At 69.1% G+C, this 20,170-nt stretch carries 17 protein-coding genes and 1 pseudogene; 9 read left to right on the top strand and 9 right to left on the bottom strand.

The annotated features are described in order from the left end of the window. Positions 1-277 precede the first annotated feature (277 nt). Both WJM95_RS31140 and WJM95_RS31135 read right to left on the bottom strand, forming a co-directional pair. The gene (locus WJM95_RS31140) at positions 278-544 is read right to left on the bottom strand and encodes a hypothetical protein (protein WP_339133772.1); all 267 of its coding nucleotides are present in this window, start codon (positions 542-544) and stop codon (positions 278-280) included. Between the two features lie 183 nt (positions 545-727). Beyond that, a complete protein-coding gene (locus WJM95_RS31135; RefSeq protein ID WP_339133770.1) occupies positions 728-1,498 on the bottom strand; it encodes a calcium-binding protein in 771 nt (256 codons plus the stop codon). 320 nt (positions 1,499-1,818) lie between these two features. Here WJM95_RS31135 and WJM95_RS31130 point away from each other — a divergent pair, with 320 nt between their 5' ends. Then, entirely contained in the window at positions 1,819-2,121 is a 303-nt protein-coding gene (locus WJM95_RS31130) for an immunity 53 family protein (RefSeq protein WP_339133768.1), read from the top strand. A gap of 1,521 nt (positions 2,122-3,642) precedes the next feature. Here WJM95_RS31130 and WJM95_RS31125 read toward each other — a convergent pair. The 6 genes and pseudogenes from WJM95_RS31125 to WJM95_RS31100 all read right to left on the bottom strand — a co-directional run bounded on the left by WJM95_RS31125 (position 3,643) and on the right by WJM95_RS31100 (position 10,382). Next, complete coding sequence (locus tag WJM95_RS31125; protein WP_339133766.1) at positions 3,643-5,742, bottom strand: pentapeptide repeat-containing protein; 2,100 nt, start codon at positions 5,740-5,742, stop codon at positions 3,643-3,645. Positions 5,743-5,957: 215 nt separating this feature from the next. Then, positions 5,958-6,938 (bottom strand): hypothetical protein, encoded by a 981-nt coding sequence (locus WJM95_RS31120; RefSeq protein WP_339133764.1) that lies wholly within the window; start codon positions 6,936-6,938, stop codon positions 5,958-5,960. A gap of 360 nt (positions 6,939-7,298) precedes the next feature. Further along, positions 7,299-7,931 (bottom strand): hypothetical protein, encoded by a 633-nt coding sequence (locus tag WJM95_RS31115; RefSeq protein ID WP_339133762.1) that lies wholly within the window; start codon positions 7,929-7,931, stop codon positions 7,299-7,301. Between the two features lie 67 nt (positions 7,932-7,998). Beyond that, a pseudogene (locus WJM95_RS31110) lies at positions 7,999-9,235 on the bottom strand (IS701 family transposase). A 114-nt stretch (positions 9,236-9,349) separates the two neighbouring features. After that, positions 9,350-9,787, bottom strand: a complete 438-nt coding sequence (locus WJM95_RS31105) for a hypothetical protein (RefSeq protein ID WP_339133760.1) — start codon at positions 9,785-9,787, stop codon at positions 9,350-9,352. 61 nt (positions 9,788-9,848) lie between these two features. Further along, a complete protein-coding gene (locus WJM95_RS31100; RefSeq protein WP_339133758.1) occupies positions 9,849-10,382 on the bottom strand; it encodes a hypothetical protein in 534 nt (177 codons plus the stop codon). Positions 10,383-10,567: 185 nt separating this feature from the next. Here WJM95_RS31100 and WJM95_RS31095 point away from each other — a divergent pair, with 185 nt between their 5' ends. The 4 genes from WJM95_RS31095 to WJM95_RS31080 all read left to right on the top strand — a co-directional run bounded on the left by WJM95_RS31095 (position 10,568) and on the right by WJM95_RS31080 (position 13,446). Further along, complete coding sequence (locus WJM95_RS31095; RefSeq protein ID WP_339133756.1) at positions 10,568-11,695, top strand: ABC transporter permease; 1,128 nt, start codon at positions 10,568-10,570, stop codon at positions 11,693-11,695. Then, entirely contained in the window at positions 11,692-12,408 is a 717-nt protein-coding gene (locus tag WJM95_RS31090) for an ABC transporter ATP-binding protein (RefSeq protein WP_339133754.1), read from the top strand. The genes WJM95_RS31095 and WJM95_RS31090 overlap by 4 nt, the downstream gene beginning before the upstream one ends. 61 nt (positions 12,409-12,469) lie before the next feature. After that, the gene (locus WJM95_RS31085; RefSeq protein WP_339133752.1) at positions 12,470-13,081 is read left to right on the top strand and encodes a TetR/AcrR family transcriptional regulator; all 612 of its coding nucleotides are present in this window, start codon (positions 12,470-12,472) and stop codon (positions 13,079-13,081) included. Positions 13,082-13,167: 86 nt separating this feature from the next. After that, positions 13,168-13,446: a hypothetical protein gene (locus WJM95_RS31080; protein WP_339133750.1), complete on the top strand. Its 279-nt coding sequence runs from the start codon at positions 13,168-13,170 to the stop codon at positions 13,444-13,446. A gap of 92 nt (positions 13,447-13,538) precedes the next feature. On the opposite strand, the gene WJM95_RS31075 is transcribed toward WJM95_RS31080, so the two are convergent. Continuing rightward, positions 13,539-14,174: a TetR/AcrR family transcriptional regulator gene (locus WJM95_RS31075; protein ID WP_339133748.1), complete on the bottom strand. Its 636-nt coding sequence runs from the start codon at positions 14,172-14,174 to the stop codon at positions 13,539-13,541. A 137-nt stretch (positions 14,175-14,311) separates the two neighbouring features. On the opposite strand from WJM95_RS31075, the gene WJM95_RS31070 reads away from it, so the two are divergent. Genes WJM95_RS31070 through WJM95_RS31055 form a run of 4 tightly spaced genes read left to right on the top strand, consistent with a single transcriptional unit; the run spans position 14,312 to position 20,074 of the window. Next, on the top strand, positions 14,312-15,457 hold the full coding sequence (locus WJM95_RS31070; protein ID WP_339133746.1) for a VOC family protein: 1,146 nt from the start codon (positions 14,312-14,314) through the stop codon (positions 15,455-15,457). Continuing rightward, positions 15,454-16,428 carry a fumarylacetoacetate hydrolase family protein gene (locus WJM95_RS31065; RefSeq protein ID WP_339133744.1) on the top strand — a complete coding sequence of 325 codons (975 nt, stop codon included), beginning with the start codon at positions 15,454-15,456 and terminating at the stop codon, positions 16,426-16,428. Before WJM95_RS31070 ends, WJM95_RS31065 begins: the two co-directional genes overlap by 4 nt. Next, positions 16,425-18,059: a bifunctional 3-(3-hydroxy-phenyl)propionate/3-hydroxycinnamic acid hydroxylase gene (locus tag WJM95_RS31060; protein WP_339133742.1), complete on the top strand. Its 1,635-nt coding sequence runs from the start codon at positions 16,425-16,427 to the stop codon at positions 18,057-18,059. Before WJM95_RS31065 ends, WJM95_RS31060 begins: the two co-directional genes overlap by 4 nt. Next, positions 18,056-20,074 carry an acetoacetate--CoA ligase gene (locus tag WJM95_RS31055; protein WP_339133740.1) on the top strand — a complete coding sequence of 673 codons (2,019 nt, stop codon included), beginning with the start codon at positions 18,056-18,058 and terminating at the stop codon, positions 20,072-20,074. The genes WJM95_RS31060 and WJM95_RS31055 overlap by 4 nt, the downstream gene beginning before the upstream one ends. The last annotated feature ends 96 nt before the right edge of the window (positions 20,075-20,170 follow it).

Genomic DNA, 20,170 nt, shown 5'->3' with positions numbered 1-20,170 from the left:
CAGAACGACACCCACGATCCCGAAGTGGATTCGCATGCCGGCAAAACTCCGCCAGGGCGTTCCGTACCGTGTCCGCCCCTTCGTGAACACCACATCAGCCCAGTCCCACACCCAGACGTCGACACCGGGGTAGCCGTACGCCACCACCATGAACGCACTGCCCACAAGCAGGGCAACCACTCCCCGAAAAACTAGCGATGTGCTTGCAGATTCTCGGCGTGATCAGTATGACCGGCAGTGATCGATCCGGACCAGCTTCGCTCCGGAGGCGGGGCCGTCAGTCGGTGGCGATCAGAAGTTCTCCTCCGTCGTCGCGCCAGCCGATGCCCACCGCGCCGTCGGTTACGTCGCCGATGACGAGCTCCTCGTAGTCGGCGGTCTCGTCCGCCGTCATGGTACGCAGGCCCGCCACGATGCGGTCCTGGGCGTCGGGCGCGACGTGCGGCGTGGTCAGCTGGGCCCGCAGGTGGTCCGAGCGGTGGTCGACGGCGATGCCGATCCCGCCGCCCAGCAGACCGAAGAACGCAGTTCCGAAGATGGTCACGCCGCGCCCTCCGGGGCGAACCTTCCCTGGTCTGTCGAATGCGTGGCGGCGGGCTGGGCGCGGGCGGCGGGCGCGGATGGTGGGCGGCCTGGCTCCACACGGGGGAAGGGACGTCAGCAGACAGGGGCGCGCTGCTTCAGAAGCAGCGCGCCTCTGTGGGTTGCTCGGGGGCCGGCCCCGTCGCTACCTCACGTCGACGGAATCGCCCGTGGCCGCGACGGCCGGTGTGGTGCTCGTGCCCGCGAAGTAGTAGCGCCAGGTGCCGTCGGTGGAGGCGGTGACCGTGGTCTTCAGGTTGCCGCTGCCGTCCGTGGTCACGGTCTTGACGGTGCTGTACGTGCTGGTGCCCGCCTTGCGGAACTGCAGCTTGACCGGCTGCCCGGCGTATCCGTGGTACTTGCGGTCATCCCAGTTCGCCCGGGTCAGCTTGCCCGTGACGGTGATCGTCCGGCCCTTGGTGACCGGCTCCGGCGAGGCGTTGACCGTGAGCTTGGAGTAGCGCTGCACGTGGAAGGTGCCGAGGTTCGTGCGCTTCGCCGAGTCGCCGTCCTTGGCCTTCGCGTACGCGCCGAAGTGCCAGGTGCCCGCGAAGGCGTTGTAGTGCAGGTCGTACTCGGGCCAGATGTTGTACGTCGACGTGCAGGTGACGGTCGTCCCCGAGGCGCACACGGTTTCGCTGGGCGAGTCCTGGGTCCAGAAGGCGTCGGGGTCGCTCCAGGTGCCGTGGTACAGGTACGTCTGCCCGGAGGCTATGCCGGCCGGGTCGGAAGCGGTGAACGTGACCTTGAAGGTCACCTTGTTCGTCGTGCCGACGACGACGTCCTTTCCGCCGTTCACCACCACGTTCGAGACCTTGGTGTCGCCCACCACCGTGTCCGCGTGAGCGGCGGGAACGGTGAGGGCCATGAGTGCCAGCGCGCCGGACGAAGCGACGCCGATGGCGAGTCTGCGCATGTGTTTCCCAACGAAATGAGGCCTGTCACCCGAGTGGGTGTCCGGCGGGTGAACGAACTGTAGAGGATGGCCTCACCCCTGCCGGACACCTGTTCCCGTACGTCGGCGGCCCGAGTGCGGCCGCCGGGCCTCAGGCCGCCGTCGCCGAGTCCTTGGAGGCTGCCCGGCGGGACGTCGTGCCGTCCAGATCGTGTCGAGGGCTGACCGACAGGGTGTTGGAGTGTGGGAGTGGTGCAGGTCAGATGGGGTGCTCCGCACGGCGCGGCAGGCGCCTTCTAAGCGCTCGTTCCAAGCCCAGTACGACACCTAGGATCCCAGCCATGGACCGAACCGTGCACTCCTTCGACTGGCTCCAGCGGTGGTACGCCGAACAGTGCGACGGTAATTGGGAGCACTCCTGGGGCATCGAGATTGGACCGCTCGACAACCCAGGGTGGACAGTTGCCATCGATCTTGAGGAAACCTCACTGGAAGACAAGGAGTACTCGGCGGAGTGCGTTCGGCGCAGCGAAACCGACTGGATCTTCACGCGTGTCCAGGAACGACGCTTCGAAGCCTCATGCGGACCAGGCAACCTCACCGAAGTGGTCACGATGTTCCGTCTATGGGCCGAAGGCTCATAGACGTACAACAGTGGAGTACCGCAACCACAGCAACCGGCCCCGACCGAAGGCGTACCTAAGGGACCTGGGTAGTGACCGGTCCGTCCCTCGCTGACCGCTCCGCATAGAGCTACGGATCAGAAGGTCACGCCGCCCACGAGGCGAGTCAGCAACTGGCCGGACCGTCTCAGTTTCCGTCTCATTCAGCGTCATTCACGGCCGTTCAGGAGGGAGCCGGCGAAGATGGCCGCCCCCACAACCGGCCGCCATGAACGCCGGCAGACGACCCTAACCGGAAATCCAAGCCCCACCAACACAGTTGGAAAGCGTGCGCATCAAGGAGATGCGCCGGATGTCCTGCCCGCGTGCGCGTGGGCCCGAGCTGCCGCCGGCCGTGCGCCCTCCCCTACATCTGCACGGTCACGCACGCTGGTTGTCGACAAGTGAGCTGGACTACCCGGGGGGGGTGGACGGTGGGCGAGTGGAAGCAAGGGAAGTGCGGCTGGCCAACGGCGGCCGGCGGACGCTGCCAGAACAAGACCGTGAAGGGCACATCGCGCTGTCACCTCCACCAAGGTGACTGGACGAAGCGCGGCCAAGCCGAACTGAAGAAGAGGGCGAGCAGGCGCCGCAAGAAGTGAGCCAGAGCCGCAGGGCCGAGTGTCTAACTGCGTGACAACGCCGACGAACACCGGTGGACGTCCGCGAACGTCTGTGGATCATCGGCGCAGGTGAGAACCACACCAGCCCAAGGCGGCACGCGCGTACAAACGACGACATGGGTGGTCCCCGGCGGCGGGGTGCTGCGACCCGGACGAACACGTAGACGGTGAAGACGAGGAAGAGCAGGCTGAGGTATCCGGCAGCCGCGTTCACCGCCACCATCAGGGCACCCGCCACCGCGGCCACCCCCGACCGCTCGCTCCACCCCGCGCTCGACCAGCAGACCACGACATCTCGATCAACAGAGCGGACCTCAAGAGGACTTCACGAAGACGAATGAAGATCGCCAACCGCATTCCAAATCAGCGACAGAGCCCACGAAGTGGGCCAGAGCCGTTGCGGCACTGGCCGTCCCCGAGCACCTGGTCGAGATCGAGCCACCGTGATCCTCGACTGAGCAGATGCCCTTCGCGCACTGAGCGCCGAATTGGCAAACTACGGCGCTCAGCGGCTGGCCAGCGGGGTGTGACGGCCCATCCGTGATGGCTATGACTGGAGGAGGACGCGGGCTCTGAGCAGAGTGAAGGAGACCACGAACAGAGCCTGTTCGAGTGGTTCGCGGTTCGTCGACGATTCCGCCGTCGCGGTCGACTCGGTGGACCTGTTCGTCGCGTCACCCGGACACCGGTTCGAGCGCCGTGGCCGAGCAGGTCCTGCTCGGCCACGGCCGCGTTCGCACGAAGACGGGCGACGCACGAGGTACCGGTAATCGGCGTGACAGCCGGTCGGTACCGCAACAGTGGGCCAGAGGGGCATCCCGTCGCGGATGGGAAGTGGAGTCGGTTGAACTGGAGGCGGAGGTTCTGGGACGGTTTCAGGCTACCGTTCGGAGGTTCCCGAGCCGGGGAAGTGGTGCTCGCCCAGGGTGGTGGTGCGTACGCGGAAGGTGCCATCGGGGGCTGTTTCGGAGCGATCCCGTACAGTCCCGGCGATCGTGCCGGGCCACTTGGTCGTGCTGGACCAGACCGCCTCCGCGAAGTCGGCACCGTCGGTGCGGGTTCCACTCAGGTCGGCGCCGACCAGGTCCGCGCCGCGCAGCCGGGCTCCGACCAGCTTGGCCCCTCTGAGGCGCGCTCCGGTCAGCTGGGCTCCGGCCAGGTCCGCGTGGGTGAGGTCGGCGCCCGTCAGCTTCGCGTTGTACAGAAAGGCCAAAGTGAGCCTGGCCCTGATCATCTGGGCCTGGGAAAAGTCCGCGGCGAAGAGGTGGGCGCAGGTCAGGTCGGCTTCGGTGAGGATGGCCTTGGTCAGGTCGGCCTCACTCAGGTCGGCGGAGGTCAGCTGGGCCCGCAGGAGCTTCGCGCCGCGCAGGTCCGCCTTGTCCAGGGCGACATCGGTGAGGTCGGAGTCGGTCAGGTCGGCCCCCGTCAACTTCGTCCCCGAGAACAGGGCGCCAGTCAGGTTCGTACAGGTCAGGCGGGCACCGGACAGGTTCGCGTCCACCAGATAGACGTCCGCCAGGTTCGCGCCGGTTAGGATCGCCCCGGTCACGTCCGCGCCCACGGTGTTCGCTCCAGCCAGGTTCGCGCCGTTCAGCTTGGCTCCCGACAGGTTCGCCTGCGTCAGTCGTGTTCGAGTCAAGTCGGTCCGGCTCAGGTCGGCGCCCGTCAGGATCGCTTTCGTGAGGTCGGCCCGGCTGAGATCCGTTCCGGCGAGGCTCACACCCACGAGATCGATACGGTGCAGCTGCGCGCCTGACAGGGAAACGGCTGTGCCGGACTTCAACGCACTCCTGAGGCCGGCCCGCCCGACCGGTCTGGCGGGCCGGAAAGCCCGCGTCTCCTTGCCGTGGCCGACGTCACCGGCGCGGAGCGGCCGGAACGCCGGGGCGGCATCGCAGAAGGCGATCAACAACCTTTGAAGGAAAGGAGGTTGACCTTTCTCCTTGGACTTGTAGGGCTCGGGCGACCAGCCGTGCAGGCGGTACACGTCATCGAAGAGCTGCTCCGAATCGTCCCGCATTCGGTCGGCCAGCCCGATGGGCCAGACAGTCTCCGAGGTCCACCGCGCCCCGGCCAGGTTCGCGCCCGTCAGCCCCGCGCCGCTCAGGTCGGCACCCGTCAGGTCGGCCCGTTCAAGACACGCCTCGGTCAGGTCGGCACTGGTGAGGTTCGCCCGAACGAGCATCGCCCCACCCAGGTCCGCTCCGCGCAGCCGTGCTCCCGCGAGGTCCGCGTCCAGCAGGTCCGCGTGCGTCAGGTCCGCTCCGGTCAGGTCGGCCTCTGTAAGCCGTGCCCGGACCAGCATCGACGAGCCCAGCTCCGCTCGGTCCAGGCGAGCCCGCGTCAGGTCGGCGCCGATCAGATTCGCCACACGGAAGAAGCTCCGGGACAGGTTCGCCTCCCGAAGGCACACGCCTGGCAGCGTGCCCAGTTGCGCGTGGACCCAGGGCAGATCTACCCCGGTCAGGTCCGCCCCGCTGAGGTGGGCGCCTTTCAGGTTGACCGGCCGGGCCACCTCCTGCGCGCGGATGCGCCGGGCCAGTTCGTCGGCCCATGGGTACGGTGCGTCGGTGGCCACGGGAGGGTGACCGGGCGGCGTGTACCAGTACCGGCGGTCGGTCAGCCGTATTTCCGTTCCCTCGTCCAGGGCATCGGGTACCAGGATCCGGAGCGCGAGCCGGCCGGCCGGCTTGAACACGATCGGGGCGACGACTCCCAGGACCAGCGCGATAAGGGACCTGACCGCATTCGCCGCCCCCGCCGTCTCGGCCAGAGTCGCCGCCGTACAGCCGACCGCCGCACCCACGAGCGCGTGCAGGCACAGGCCTGCGACGAGGGCGCCGACGCCAGGCCCGTTGGGGTAGTCCCACCGCCCGTACCGGTGCGTGAACGGGTCTTCGTCGCGCAGGAGAGCAGCCCGGACGATGAGACATCTGTACAGGGCGGCACCGACCAGCCCCCACACCGCATATGACCACATGAGGTAACGATATGGGCCGGGCGTCGATCACCAACAGGACGATTCCACAGGCTGGTTGACGCCGCACCGGGTGACGGACCGGGGTTGCTTCACGGCGCCCGGGCCGGCCGCGACGGGTCGCTCCCGATAACGTGGTCTGATTGGCGCCGTCCACGAGGCGGATCTCACCGCGTGGAACGGACGCGGCCATCGCAGTGCAGGGCATCGAACGAGCATCAGGTCTCGTACCGCTCTCTCGCAGCGGGTGGTTCGGCAGGGCTGACGTCCAGAACCGTCACGCCCAGCACGAGCATCGGCTCGACGCTGACCTCCAGCAGCACTCGCGTCATGATGAACGACGAGCCGGAACACGTGTGTTCCTCCCCGTGGGCCCTCCAGCGGATGCGGCTGGGCACCCACAGCCTGTCGTCAACCTGATAGGCCAGAGGTCTGCCGAGCCGGCCGTCAAAGGCCAGGAGCCCCGTGCCGGGCACCGGGAAGTCCGGGGCGAAAGGCCGCGCAGGCCCCGTGATCACGGCCCGCACCTGCTGCACAACCGACTCCGATCGCACCAGAAGGTCCAGGTCCTGGGCACTTACCGTCACTTTGGTACCCCATCGCTTCAACAGCGCGGGAATGCCGTCCTTAATCAGACCCAGGAAAAGTGACCTGTCGGTGCCCAGACGCTGTTCTGCTTCTGCACGCAGATCGGGGTGAAACGCGGAGCGCGCGGCGAAGTTCTGGTTACCAGAGAGAAACCAGAGCATCTGGTTCCGGTCTTCGAAAGCGGCGAGCAGGGTCAGCCAGACCACGGTGTCCCGGATGCTGTGGGCTTCGGCCTTGCCGACGTCTCCGTCGACCGATGCGGCTCGGGCGGGGAGGCGGCGTTCGGCCACTCGGTCCAAGGCCTCCTCCGCGGCGCCTTCGGGCGTCGGCAGGATCGTGAAGAACGCGTGGAGAGCCTCACGCCAGCGGCGGGCAGCGTCTTCCGATGAACGCCCTGTCAGCTGCTGGGCCTCGAAGTGGCGGTGCGCGAGGTGCTCGATCGCCACCGTCTGGGGCACCGCGAGGGTGTGCCCGTGCAGGTCGGCCGTCGTGTGCAGCATCCTGAACACGCCCCCGTCAGGGAAGCCGGCCAGTTCAAGCTGGTCGGTGTCGAGGACGATTAGTGCTCCTCGGTCCGTGTCCGGCAGATATGGGTTGGACATACGTCCCATCGACCAGATCCCCTTCCCTGCCGCAGTCGCGGCCCGTTGTCCACCAGGCCCTGCCATACGAGGACGAAGCGGGTGTCCTCCGCAGCGTCGAACGCTTGGGCAAGGTCGCCGCCGACGGCTGCCAGGAGCGCGACTCGCACGTTCCGCTTGCTTGATCGGCTAACCTCGCGCTTTCACGAAGCGGGCTGTCCAAGGCTTGATCAGAAAAGCAGAAAGCACTCCTGACCTGCAACGATAGGACTTGCTGAGGGTCCTGTTAGTTGCGATGAAGGAAACAACTCCCAGGTGAAGAAGCCTAGTACTCCAGCCGTAGATCGTGATTTTGCTAGTAGCAGCGACCACGGCCTCCATGAATCCCTGTTAGTACCAAAGAGTGAGCCCGACCGCGCCGACTCCCGTGCGCGCCGCGTGACGTAGCACCCGAAGTGGGCCGTCGATCAGCTCGTCGATGTCGCAGTTCGGGTCGTCCGCCATCTCGTCTAGCCACTGCCGGATGCGGGCGGTCACGTGGGCCCGGCGCCGCGGGGGGAAGGTGAGCGCTCGTTCGGCCGCTGGAAGGGCGGCCTGCACTTGGGCAGCATCGAATAGGAACTGCCCGCAGCAGCCTGGGATGCGAAGCGTCGTGTCGCGGCCGAGCCCCCACATGAGCGCCGCCGCGCCGTCGCCCCTGGGTACGGCGGAGCAGAACATGCCTTCGCTCTCCTGCTGCGGGACCGCGTGAAGCAGGTAGTCCTGGAACTCGTCCACCTCGGTCTCGTCGTTCCGGACTCTGTAGACCGCGTCGGCAAAGCGCACGATATCGTCAATGCGCGACGGCTCGGGTGTCCCATCGAGCAATTCCGCGGGCTCGAGAGGCTCGCACCACTGGCTTACGTCGACGGACGACGCCGGCCACGTGCCGTGGGCGCCTGCCGCGTCCGGGAATCGGCGACGCGCGTCCTCAATGGCATCGTCCGCTACTGCGCCGACCACCCAGACCCCCATCCCGCCCATCCGCGCTCCTTACATCCACGTCGCTCAAGACCGGCGATGGGGAAAGCCAGTGCCGTGACCGGGAAGGTTACCGTTGGAGGGCCTCGCGCTGGTAGTGGCTGCTGCGCGCACGGGCCTGATGTCGTCGGCGCCAACGCGACCAGCCGAGTCGGTGCGCCAGACTCCGGGGCTGTGGTGCTGTGAAAGTGGCGAAGAGGCGTTGAATCTCGCCGCAGGTCAGCGGCGCGAGCCCCGGTGTGGTCGCGGCGGTCCGTTCGATGGCGGCCGTGACCACGAGGAAGGCGTGCGCGAGCATGGCCAGGGTGGTCCAGCGGTGCCAGGAGGTCCAGCGCCGGACCTGGTGCTCGTCCAGTCCGGTCAGGCCTTCGCGGACTGGAAGATCTCCTCCACGGTCCAGCGGCGCCCGGCCACCCTGACCAGGGTGCTCAAAGGAACGGGTCCAGCCGAGTACCTGCGGTAAAAGGCGAGTTCGCCGGTGCGCCGGTGGCGTCGAATGAGCAACGACCGGTGACCGGTGTTGCCGGACGGGCTGTCGATCTCTACCTGGGCCCAGTCGTAGAAGCGGTGACCTTTGGCACCGTCTCCGGCCGAGAGTTGCTGCCAGGCAGACTTCGGGAGGCAGTGCGCCAGCATGCCGGCCGTGAAGACGCCTGCGCGGGTCGGGATCGGTCGCTTGCGTGAAACGGCCAGCACGTAGCCGACCTGACGGCGCTCCAGCTCGGCGCTCAGGTGCGGGTCGCCGCCGTAGACCTCATCGCCGGTGACCCATGAGGCCGCACATCGGCGTCCAGTGCCTGGGCGATCATCTCGGTGGCCAGGGCGGGCTTGGTGGCGAACCCCGTGCCGTCGGGGATACCGGCCGCTCGACACCGGTCGGGGTCCTGGGTCCAGGAGCGTGGGATGTAGAGGCGCCGGTCGACCGCAGCGTGCCCCACCGGGGTGGAGTAGACGAGGTAGACGGCCACCTGGGAGTTCTCGATTCGCCCCGCGGTCCCGGTGTACTGGCGTTGCACCCCGACGCTCGCAGTGCCCTTCTTCAGGTCGCCGGTCTCGTCCACCACGAGGACGGCGTCCCGGTGGCCGAGGTGCTCGACCACGAACTCCCGTATGTCGTCGCGGACTCGGTCGGCGTCCCAGGACGCACGGCTGAGCAGGTGCTGCATCCCGGCCGGACTGCTGTCACCGGCGTGCTCGGCGATCGTCCAGCAGTTCTTCCGCGGCAGCTCAGCCAGTAGGCCCAGCACGAACGCCCGTGCTCTGCGACGCGGCTCGACCCGGGCGAACCGCCCTGCCACCCTCGCCATCAGGCTGTCGAACACCGGCTGCCACCGGGCAGGTTCTACGCCGTGGCCCACGACTATCGGCTGATCTTCGTCTGTCCACACAATCGACGATGATCAACGGTGGCCGTGCCGTTTCTACGCCACCCAGCAGTACAGGCCCTCGGCTTCCTCGCCGATGGTCCGAGTCACGTTGGCCAAGCCGCTCAGGATCCACACGGCGATCTCGGGATCGAAGACCTCGCCCTCTGCCGCCCGCTCGGCCACCCACATTTGGCTGACCTCAGCGAGTCGGTCCTTGCCGGCGGCGCTCAGGGCGGCTTGAAGGGTGCGGGATACGGCGAGGACGAGCGGGCCCTCGCCGTCGTCCGGGTCGGCAACAGTCTCGGGGACATCGTCGTCAAGGACTTCCTCAAAGCTCCGACCGGTGAAGATGCTCTCCCACTCGATCAGAGCCTCCTCAACATCGAAGTTGCCGAACGTCAGCGACTCGAAGACCCCGTCGGGACCTCCCTCGGCGACACCAGCGGCGGCTTCGTGGTCCGGTGCCACGAAGAACTTGATGACGGTGCTCACCGGGGCATAGTGCCTGCCCAGCCCGTCCCGGTCTACCTGCCAGCGGCCAGCAGAAACCGAGCTACCGACCCGAGATGCTCTCCGCCCACAGACCGAGATCAAGATCTACAGCTGGAGTACTAGCTGGTCGTACCCGCCTGTCCGAGTCGAGGGCAATTGGCTCCCCGAAGACGTACTGGACGGCTGGCCCAAGGGCATGCGGCTGATGATCCGCAGGTCGCTGCGGCTCGTGGGAAGAGCGTCCGGTCGGCGTGTGATGTTCAGTCACGGCCCATGGGGGCAGGGCGGCCAGTAGAGCAAAGACGGCGGCGTCAGCCTCATGTGGCAGGTCTCGGTGCGCGCGGGTGTCAGCGTCCGCGCGGCGGTGATCTGCGAGGAGCAGGGCCAGCGGTCCGGCGGGGAGGAGGAACCGGCCGTCGTGCACGGCCTGAAGTGCCTCGGCCATCGGCCACCACGACAGCTTGAAGTCCTTTTCCGTCTCGGTGAGTTCCTGGGCGCCGAGTGTCAGGATGCGGGCCTCGTACATGTGGACGCGTGCTGAAGAGCTCAGGGTGATCGTGTGTGAGCCCAATGGCAGCCACTGCGCGGCGCTCACTCCGGCTTCCTCGCGCGCAGGGGCGGTCTGGCGGGGAGGACCCGGCCGACGTACGCGACACAACATGCCGACAGGTGCGTCGGCAACATCCGATAAGATGCTGACATTCACGTCGTCAAGTTTAGGTAAAGAGGCGACGTGGCCAGTCAGTCGTGTCCTCATTCCTTCATCGCTCGGAGAGCTCCGTGTTCCTTGCCCTACGCGATCTGCGCTTCGCCCGCGGTCGCTTCGCCCTGATGGGCGCGGTGGTCGCGCTCATCGCCGTACTCGGTGTCCTCCTGTCCGGGCTTGCCTCCGGTCTGGCGGACGCCGGCATATCCGGCCTGCGCGCGCTGCCCGTGACCCACATGGCCTTCGACGAGAAGGCGACCAGCGAGCAGTTCTCCCGCTCGACCGTGGAAGAGAAGGATTGGCAGACATGGTCCAGGGCCCCAGGCGTGGAGCGCGCGGAGCCGTTCGGGAACACCCTGGCCAATGCCCAGGTGACCCAGGGCGCCAAGAAGGGCGAGCAGCTCAACCTCGCCGTCTTCGGTATGACGCAGGACTCCTCCCTGGCGCCCCGCCCCAGCAAGGGTGAGGGCCTGAAGAAGGGCGGTGCGGGCATCCTGATCACCCGGGAGATCGCCGATCTCGGGGTGGAGATCGGCGATGTTCTGACCGCGGACCGGAGCGGGGTGCGGATGAAGGTCGTGGGCCTGGTCGACGAGACCGTCTCCTACGGTCACATCGGCGTCGTCTACGCGGACCTCGACACGTGGCGGCATCTGCATTACGGCCTGCCCGGCGACCTGCCCGAGGCCGCGAGCCGCCAGGCCACCGCGGTGGCCCTGACCCTGAAGCCGGGCGCCGACGTCGCCGTGGTCGAAAAGGCAACCGGGACCCTCGCCGAGACCAAGGAGGCCACGTTCGACGCGTCCCCCGGCTACGAGGCCGAGTCGAGCACCATGGCCCTGATCAAGGGATTCCTGTACGTCATCTCCGCACTGGTCGTCGGCGCGTTCTTCACTGTCTGGACCGTCCAGCGCAAGCCCGAGATCGCCCTGATGAAGGCACTGGGCGCTCCCACCGGGTACATCCTGCGCGACGCGCTCGCCCAGGTCGTCGCCGTGCTCGTCGGAGCCACGGCCCTCGGCACCGCCGTAGGCCTGGCCCTGGGCAGCGCGATGATCGGTAAGGCCCCCTTCTCCCTCTCCGCACCGGCCATCGCCACCTCCTCCGGCCTCCTCATCGTCCTCGGGACCGTGGGCGCCGTCGTCGCCGTCCGCCGCATCACCGCCGTCGACCCCCTCACCGCTCTGGGAGCCAACCGATGACCACACCCGCCACCGACCACCAGGCCACCGCGGACACCGACCGCTCCGGCGGGCTGCGCCTGGACGACGTCACCCTGACCCTCGGTGACGGCGATACCGCCGTCACCGCCCTCGACCACGTCGGCCTGACCGTCGCCCCCGGTGAGTTCGTCGCCGTCGTCGGCCCCTCCGGATCCGGCAAGTCCAGCCTCCTCGCCGTCGCCGGCGGCCTCCAGCGCCCCACCTCGGGGACCGTGCACATCGCCGGCACCGAGCTGACCGCCCTCTCGGACAAGGAACGCACCGCCGCCCGTCTTCGCCACATCGGCTTCGTCTTCCAGCAGTCGAACCTGCTGGCCTCCCTCACCGTCAGGGAACAGCTCCTGCTGCCCCTGCACATCGACGGACGCCTCGACACCACTGCCCGGGCCCGCGCAGACGAACTCATCGAAGCCGTCGGACTGACCCACCGCGCTGGCTCCCGTCCGCACCAGCTGTCGGGCGGCGAGCGCCAGCGCGCGGGCCTGGCCCGCGCCCTGATGACCTCCCCCGCCGTCCTGCTGGTGGACGAACCCACCTCGGCATTGGACCGGGTACGGTCCGCCCAGGCGGTGCGGCTGATCGCCGAACAGACCCATGAGCGCGGAACGGCCACGGTCATGGTTACCCACGACACGGCGATAATGGACGCTGCCGACCGGGTATACGAGATGGTCGACGGCCACCTGTCCTGACGGGGGGCCGCCAACCGGTGCCGCATTCCCGGCCCTGTCACCCCTCCAGGAGCCCGCCCGCATGCCGAAGATCAACGCCTCCACCGTCGCCGAGCACCGCGCCCAGCAACGCGAGGCGCTGATCGGGTCGGCGATCGACATCCTGGTCAACGAGGGCGCCGCCGCCGTCACACCGGCGGCGGTCGGCGCCCGCGCGGGCCTGGCCCGCTCCAGCGTCTATCAGTACTTCGACTCCTCGGCAGCCCTTCTGGCCACCATCACGGAGGAAGCCTTCAGGCGCTCCAACGAGGCACTCACCCGCGCCATAGCCACTGCGGAAGGCCCACTGGAACGCGTCGAGGCGTTCTTCGGGGAAAGCCTCCGCCTGGGCGCCGAAGGCGCACACCGGCCCGCCGTCGCCCTCATGAACGCCGGCCTTCCTCCGGCCTGCCAGCAGCGGCTGATGGAACTCCACCTGGACCAGGTCGAACCGTTCCGCGCCGCCGTCCGGGAGCTCGGCGCTCCTGAGCCCGCGCTCACGGCCGACCTGATCGCCGGAATGCTGCACACCGCCTTGGCCGCCGTCGAGAACGGCACCCCCCTCGATACGGTCACACAGCGCACCCTCGCACTCGTGCGCCGCTGCCTCACCCCGGCCGGCAGCACCGCCCGCGCACCGGAGGAAGGGGCCTGAAGCCCTCGTACCGAGGCGCCGAGACCGTCTCCAAGGCCACCCGTGGCTTTGCGCCGGGAAAAAGATCAACGGACGCAAGAGACGCCGTGCTTGGTCTGGGCGGCGCCCTGATCCTGGTGGGCATCACGCCGCAGCCGCTCACCATCACCGAGGGCCTTACCTTCAACTACCTGGGCAAGCAGGTGCGCGGGCACTACGGCGGCACCCCGGAGTCCGTCACCGAGCTGGTGCGGCTGGCCGCGGGCGGCCGTCTCGACCTGGCCCCCTCCATTACGGACCACATCCCGCTGGCCGACGCGGCCGACGCGGTCAACCGGCTGGAGAACAAGATCGGCGACCCGATCCGTCTCATCCTCGTCCCCTGACATCGGAACAGAACGTTCCGCCAAGCCACCTCGGGCAGGGGTGAGTGGGCGCCGGTGCTCGAGGGAGCACCGGCGTCCACGGCTCACCCGGATCAGGTGAGGTCGGGCAGGGGGCGCCGGGTGACCTCGTGGGCGTCGTCCGCAGGGACGCCGAGCATGCGCAGGACCATCTCGGCCAGGTCGGAGGCGGCCTCGTCGCCGTCGAGGTCGGGGCGGGCCAGTCGCAGTGCGACGAGGGACATCAAGGTCCCGCCCACGGCGGAGAGGGCGGTGGTCGCGCTGGTGCAGGTGAAGCGGCCCGAGGTGATGCCGATCTCCAGGTCGCGCAGCGCTCGTGGGGCGAGGCCCCGGTCGGAGTGAATGTGGGCCAGACCGCGATCGCGCAGGATCCGCAGGAGTTCCGGGTGGGAGTCGGCCATCCGGGCGGTCAGCCGGAAGCCCGCCGCGACGAGCTCGGCCGGGTCCTCGATCCCTCGTACACGCTCGTCGATGACCTGCCCGAACTCCTCCAGGGCGTCCGCCACCGCGGCGTCGAACAGCTCCGTCTTCGACTCGAAGTGGTTGTAGAAGGAGCCGAAACCCACGTCCGCGCGCGCGGCGATCGCCTGGATGCTGGCACTGGTGTCCCCGGTCTCCGCGAGGACCTGCCGGGCCGCGCGGACGAGCGCCTGACGGGTCTCGGCGCGGCGCCGCTCGAAGCGGTTCCTGGGCGGGGCTGACGTCGGCATACGGCGAGTCTAGCAACGGTGACGATGAGTCCCCCATGACTGATGGATTTATCAATTCTCTGACCTCAACCTATTGACGACGAGAGGCGTCAAAGTTGATGATTTCATCATTACGGCAATGTTGCTTGGAGGAAACCATGCCCCACACCCCCGTTGACAGGGCCGATCCCCAGACACCCCACCAGGACCTCCACAGCGAGCAGGGCGCCCTGCGCGGTGAGCACCCCGGGCGCGCGCGCAATCCCGTGATCAAGGTGGCCGACCTGGCCTGGCTGGAGTTCGAGAAGCCTGATCTGGACCGGGCCGCGGTGTTCGCGTGTGACTTCGGGTTCGCGATCGCCGCCCGCACCGAGCGGGAGCTGTGGCTGCGCGGCACGTTCGCAGGCTCACCCTGCATGGTCATCCGGCGCGGGCAAACGTCACGTTTCATCGGGCCGGCGTTCCGCGCGGCCGAGCGGAGCGACCTGGACCGGCTGGCCCGCGCCACCGGCAGTGCCGTCCGGGACATCGGTGTACCCGGAGGCGGACAGTCCATCGCCCTGCTCGATCCCTCGGGCTTCCCGGTCCGGGTCGTCCACGGTGCCGAACAGCTGCCCGCGCTGCCCGAGCAGCAGCCCCTGCTCCTCAACTCCGGCACGGAGCACCGCCGTACGAACGCCGCCCAGCGCCCGCCCCGTGAGCCCTCCCGCATCCAGCGGCTGGGCCACGTGGTGCTGGAGACACGGCTGTTCGCCCGCGCCCTGGACTGGTACCTGAACACCCTTGGAATGATCGTCAGCGACTTCCTGTTCCTGGACGGACAGCGCGAGCGCGGGCCGACGATGGCGTTCATCCGCTGTGACCAGGACGGCCTGGCCGTGGACCACCACACGCTGGCCATGCACCTGGGACCCGGCAACGGCTACGTCCACTCCGCCTACCAGGTCACCGACCTCGACGCGATCGCCGCCGGTGGCGAGTACCTCGCCGAGCGCGGCTACCAGCGCAGCTGGGGAATCGGCCGGCACATCCAGGGCAGCCAGCTCTTCGACTACTGGCGCGACCCCGACCGCTTCATGCTGGAGCACTTCGCCGACGGCGACCTGTTCTCCTGCGACATCGAGCCCGGCTGGGCACCGATGTCGGCGAGCGGTCTGGCCCAGTGGGGCCCGCCGGTCACCCGTGACTTCCTGGGCACGAATCCGTCCCCCGCCAAGCTCCGCGAGGTCATGACGGCCCTGCGCGGCGACAACGAACTCGACCCCGCGCGCCTGCTGGGCCTGATGAAAGCGATGAGCTCATGAGCACCAACGTTCTGCGCACCACTGGGGGCACCTCACGCTCGGGCGGAGCGGGGAGCGGGGGAGGCTGGTGGGTCGTCCGGGGCGAGCGCGCCGTCCGCATCGAGACCAAGGCGGACACCACCGCCGAACTGCTCGCCGACCGCGACGCGGTCCGCGAGGCCGCGGCCTCCGCCGAGAGCGGCACACCCGTCGCCGACCTGGTGGCCCTGCCCCCGGTCACCACCCCGTGCCGGGTGGTCGCCCAGATGGTCAACTACCGCAGTCACGCCCGCGATTCGGGATTCACCGGCGAGATCCCGCCGACCTTCTTCCGCAAGGCGTCCGGCTCGGTCAGCGGCCCGCACGAGGCGATCATCCGCCCCGCGCACGTGAAGTTCCTCGACTACGAGGTCGAACTCGGCCTCGTCATGGGCGCAACCCTGCCCGTGGGCACCGTCGTCCAGGAGCGGGACCTGCCGCGCTACGTCGCCGGACTCGTCCTGACCAACGACGTCAGCGCCCGCGACGTCCAGCTGACCAAGACCCAGTTCTACGAGAGCAAGTCCTACCCGACCTTCACACCGACCGGACCGTATCTGGCCCTGCTGGAGCCCGAGGACTTCGCCCATCTGCTCAACCTGCGCCTGCGGCTGTCGGTCAACGGCGAACCGCGCCAGGACCGCACGCTCGCCGACATGATCGTACGGCCCGCGCAGGCGCTCACCCTGCTCGCCCGCTTCCAGACCCTGGATCCGGGTGACCTGCTGCTGACCGGCACCCCCGGCGGCACGGCCCTGAAGGCCCCGCCCAAGCCGGTCGAGAAGATCGGCGCACTGCTGCCGCCCGCACTGAAGTGGAAGGCGTTCTTCAACAGCCAGGCCAAGAACCCCCATTATCTGCGCGACGGCGACCTCATCACCGCCACGATCGCCACGCCTGACGGACGGATCAACCTCGGCAAGCAGCAGACTCCTGTGACGGACGCGTCATGAACGCCCCATCCCGGATACCGGTGGTGATCATCGGTGCCGGACCTGTGGGAGTCACGGCAGCCCTCCTGCTCGCCCGCCACGGAGTGCGCAGCATCGTCCTGGAACGCCACCGGGACGTCTACCCCCTGCCGCGCGCCGTCGCCATGGACGACGAAGTCCGCCGGATCCTGCAGAGTGTCGGCGTCCACGAGGAGTTCGCCGCCCTCGCGCGCCCGGCGCGCGGGCTGCGGCTACTGGATCCCCGGCACCGCTTGATCGCCGAGTTCCCGCGCTCCCCGCACGGGCCCCACGGCTTCCCGCAGACCAGCATGTTCGACCAGCCCGAGCTGGAACGCCTGCTCCGCGAGGCACTGGCGCGCCGCCCGGAGTGCGAGCTGCGGGGCGGCGTGGAGGCCGTGTCCGTCACCCAGGACACCGACGGAGCACACGGCTCGACGGGTCCGGTCCGGGTCGAATTCCGCCGCGACGGCAGCGACGAGGTGGAGCACGTGTGGGCCGATGCCGTCCTGGGCTGCGACGGCGCGGGCAGTCTCACCCGCGACACCATCGGTGCCGTATGGGAGGACCTGCACTTCGAGGAGAGCTGGAGAGTCATCGACGTGCGCACCAGTCGCCGGGTGCGCACCTGGGAAGGCGCAGAGCAGATCTGCTGCCCGATCCGGCCGGCCACCTTCATGCGCGTCGGCGAGGACCGCTACCGCTGGGAGTTCCGGCTGGCCGACGACGAGCCCCTGGACGGCCCGGAGGGGCTGGACCGCCTGCGCGAGCTGCTCGCCCCCTGGGTGGACCTGCCGCGTGACGCCCCGCCTGGCGACGACTTCGAGGTGGTCCGGCAGGCGCAGTACACCTTCCGGGCCCGCCTGGCCGACCGGTGGCGCCGGGGCCGTGTCTTCCTGCTGGGAGACGCGGCCCACCTCACCCCACCCTTCATCGGGCAGGGTCTGTGCGCGGGACTGCGCGACGCCCACAACCTCACCTGGAAACTGGCCCGCGTTCTCCAACAGGGCGCGGACGACGCACTGCTGGACACCTACGAGCGCGAACGCAAGCCGCACGCCCGCCACCTGATCCGCGTCGCGGTCGCCGTCGGCTGGGCCATGACCGGCGGACAGGACCGCGGCGCTGCGATCCGCCGGGCCGTCGTGAGCAGGGCCTGCCGCATCCCAGGCGTGACAGCGGCGGTGGGCCGCGATCTCAGCCCTGCCCTGGCCGCCGGTCCACTGGTACGGCGCCGCTCCCGGCTGGTCGGCCGCGTGCTGGCCGGCACCTTGTGCCCGCAGCCGTGCGTGATCGTCGACGGCAGGCGAGTACGCCTGGACGACGTCCTCGGGGATTCCTTCGCCGTCCTGACCACCGTGCCGCCCACCCCGCAGGTGACGGCCGTGGCCACGGCACTCGGAGCGCGCACGATCCGCGTGGACGACCTGGGCGACGACGGCGCCCTCACCGCCTGGCTGGCACGCGGCCGGGCCGATGCCGTCCTGCTGCGTCCCGATCGCGTCGTGCTGGACACGGTCCCCGCCCGCAGCGGCGACTTCACCGGCACCGCCGTCTGGGCGCCGCTGCTGCACACGGCCCGCCGCCCCGCCGGGGGCCGGCCGGCCCCCCTGCCGAGGAGCACCACACGATGAGCACCCCGCACGCCACGCCGTATCCGGAACCCTTCCTCACTCCCGACCCGCAGGCGGCCGCAGGCAGCCGCATCGCGGACTTCGCCCGATGGGCAGCCCGGCGCCAAGGCGCCGAAGGCGTTCAGGACCCCATCGACTACCAGGCCCTGCACCGCTGGTCGGTCACCGACCTGGAGGGTTTCTGGGCTGCGGTGTGGGAGTACTTCGCCATCGACGCGGCGACGCCGTACGAGCGTGTACTGGCTCAGGAGACCATGCCGGGCGCCCGCTGGTTCCCCGGCGCCACCCTGAACTACACCCACCACGCACTGCGCAACCTTCAGCCGCACTCTCCCGCGATCACAGCGCTGGACGAGACCGGCTCCGGCTACGAGATCACGGGCCGGCAGCTGCGCGCCCTGGTCGCCTCCGTCGCCGCCACGCTGCGTGACCTGGGCGTCGAACAGGGCGACCGGGTGGTGGGCTACCTGCCCAACACCCCCCACGCCGTCATCGCCTTCCTCGCCACCGCCAGCCTGGGCGCGGTGTGGTCGGTGTGCGGCCAGGACTACGCCCCCAAGGCCGCCGCCGACCGCTTCGCCCAGCTCGAACCCACGGTCCTCATCACCGCGGACGGCTACCTCTTCAACGGCACCAGGCACGACCGCCGTGCCGCCTCGCTCGAACTGGCTGACGAGCTGCCAACACTGACGGCCACGATTCTCGTGGACCACCTGGGCCTCCCCCGGCCCGAGACCCGGCACCCGGGGCTGACGGTTCCCTGGGAGGACGCCGCAGCCCGCACCGAGTACCTCACCTTCGCGCCGGTGCCGTTCGACCACCCGCTGTGGGTCGTGTTCTCCTCCGGTACCACCGGCCTGCCCAAGGGCATCGTCCACGGCCACGGCGGCGTCCTGCTCGAACACCTCAAGATCCTCGGCCTGCACACCGATCTGGGCCTCGGGGACCGCCTGCTGTGGTACACTACCACCCACTGGATGATGTGGAACCTGGTCGTCTCCACCCTGCTGACCGGCGCCACCACCTGCACCTACGACGGCAGCCCGGCACCACTTGCGCGACCGGACATCCTGTGGGAGCTGGCGGGCCGCCACAAGGTCACCGTCTTCGGCACCAGCCCTCAATACCTGCTGGCCATGGCCAAGCTGGGCATCGAACCCTCCGCGCACGACCTGTCGGCCATCCGCGTCATCGGCTCCACCGGATCGGCTCTGCCCGCCTCCGCCTACCCATGGGTCCGCGACCACGTGGGCACCGGCGTACAGCCGGCCTCCACCAGTGGCGGCACGGACATCGTCTCCGGCTTCGCCGGCTCCGCACCCACGACCCCCGTCTGGGCGGGGGAGCTGTCCGCCCCCAACCTGGGCGTGGCGCTGGCCGCATACGATGCCCACGGCACCCCGGTCCTCGACCGGGTCGGCGAGCTGGTCGTCACCCGGCCCATGCCGTCCATGCCGCTGCACTTCTGGAACGACCCCGACGGCAGCCGCTACCGCGACGCCTACTTCGGCGCCTACCCCGGCGTGTGGCGGCACGGCGACTGGATCACCCTCACTTCCCACGGTTCGGTGATCGTCCACGGCCGCTCCGATGCCACCCTCAACCGCAACGGCGTACGCCTCGGCAGCGCCGACATCCACGAGATCGTCGAACGCTTCCCCGAGATCACCGAGGCCCTCGTCATCGGCGCGGAGGAGCCGGACGGCGGCTACTGGATGCCCCTGTTCGTGGTCCCCGCGCCCGGCGTGACCCTGGACGACGTGCTGCGCGACCGGATCCGCGACGCGATCCGCGCCGGCGCCTCACCCCGCCACGTCCCCGACGAGATCCTCTCCGTGCCGGCCATCCCGCACACAAGGACCGGCAAGAAGCTCGAAGTTCCGGTCAAGCGCCTGCTCCAAGGCGTCCCTGCCGAGCAGATCCTCACCCCCGCGGCGGTCGACAACCCCGAACTCATTGACTTCTACGCCCAGTTGGGTGCGGAGCGGAGCAAGCGGGCAGCACACCGCACATGACCGTCGGCCAGGGGCGGCCAGGCCTGAGTGACAGCACCGGGATGGGCGCCCCGCCCGGCTCCGCAAACCCCGTCCCGCCGACTGGAACCGGGCGGA

The organism is Streptomyces sp. f51, assembly GCF_037940415.1.
In the GTDB taxonomy this organism is placed as follows: domain Bacteria; phylum Actinomycetota; class Actinomycetes; order Streptomycetales; family Streptomycetaceae; genus Streptomyces.
The sequence above is the reverse complement of the archived record's forward strand: the minus strand, read 5'-3'. Positions and strand labels throughout refer to the sequence as shown.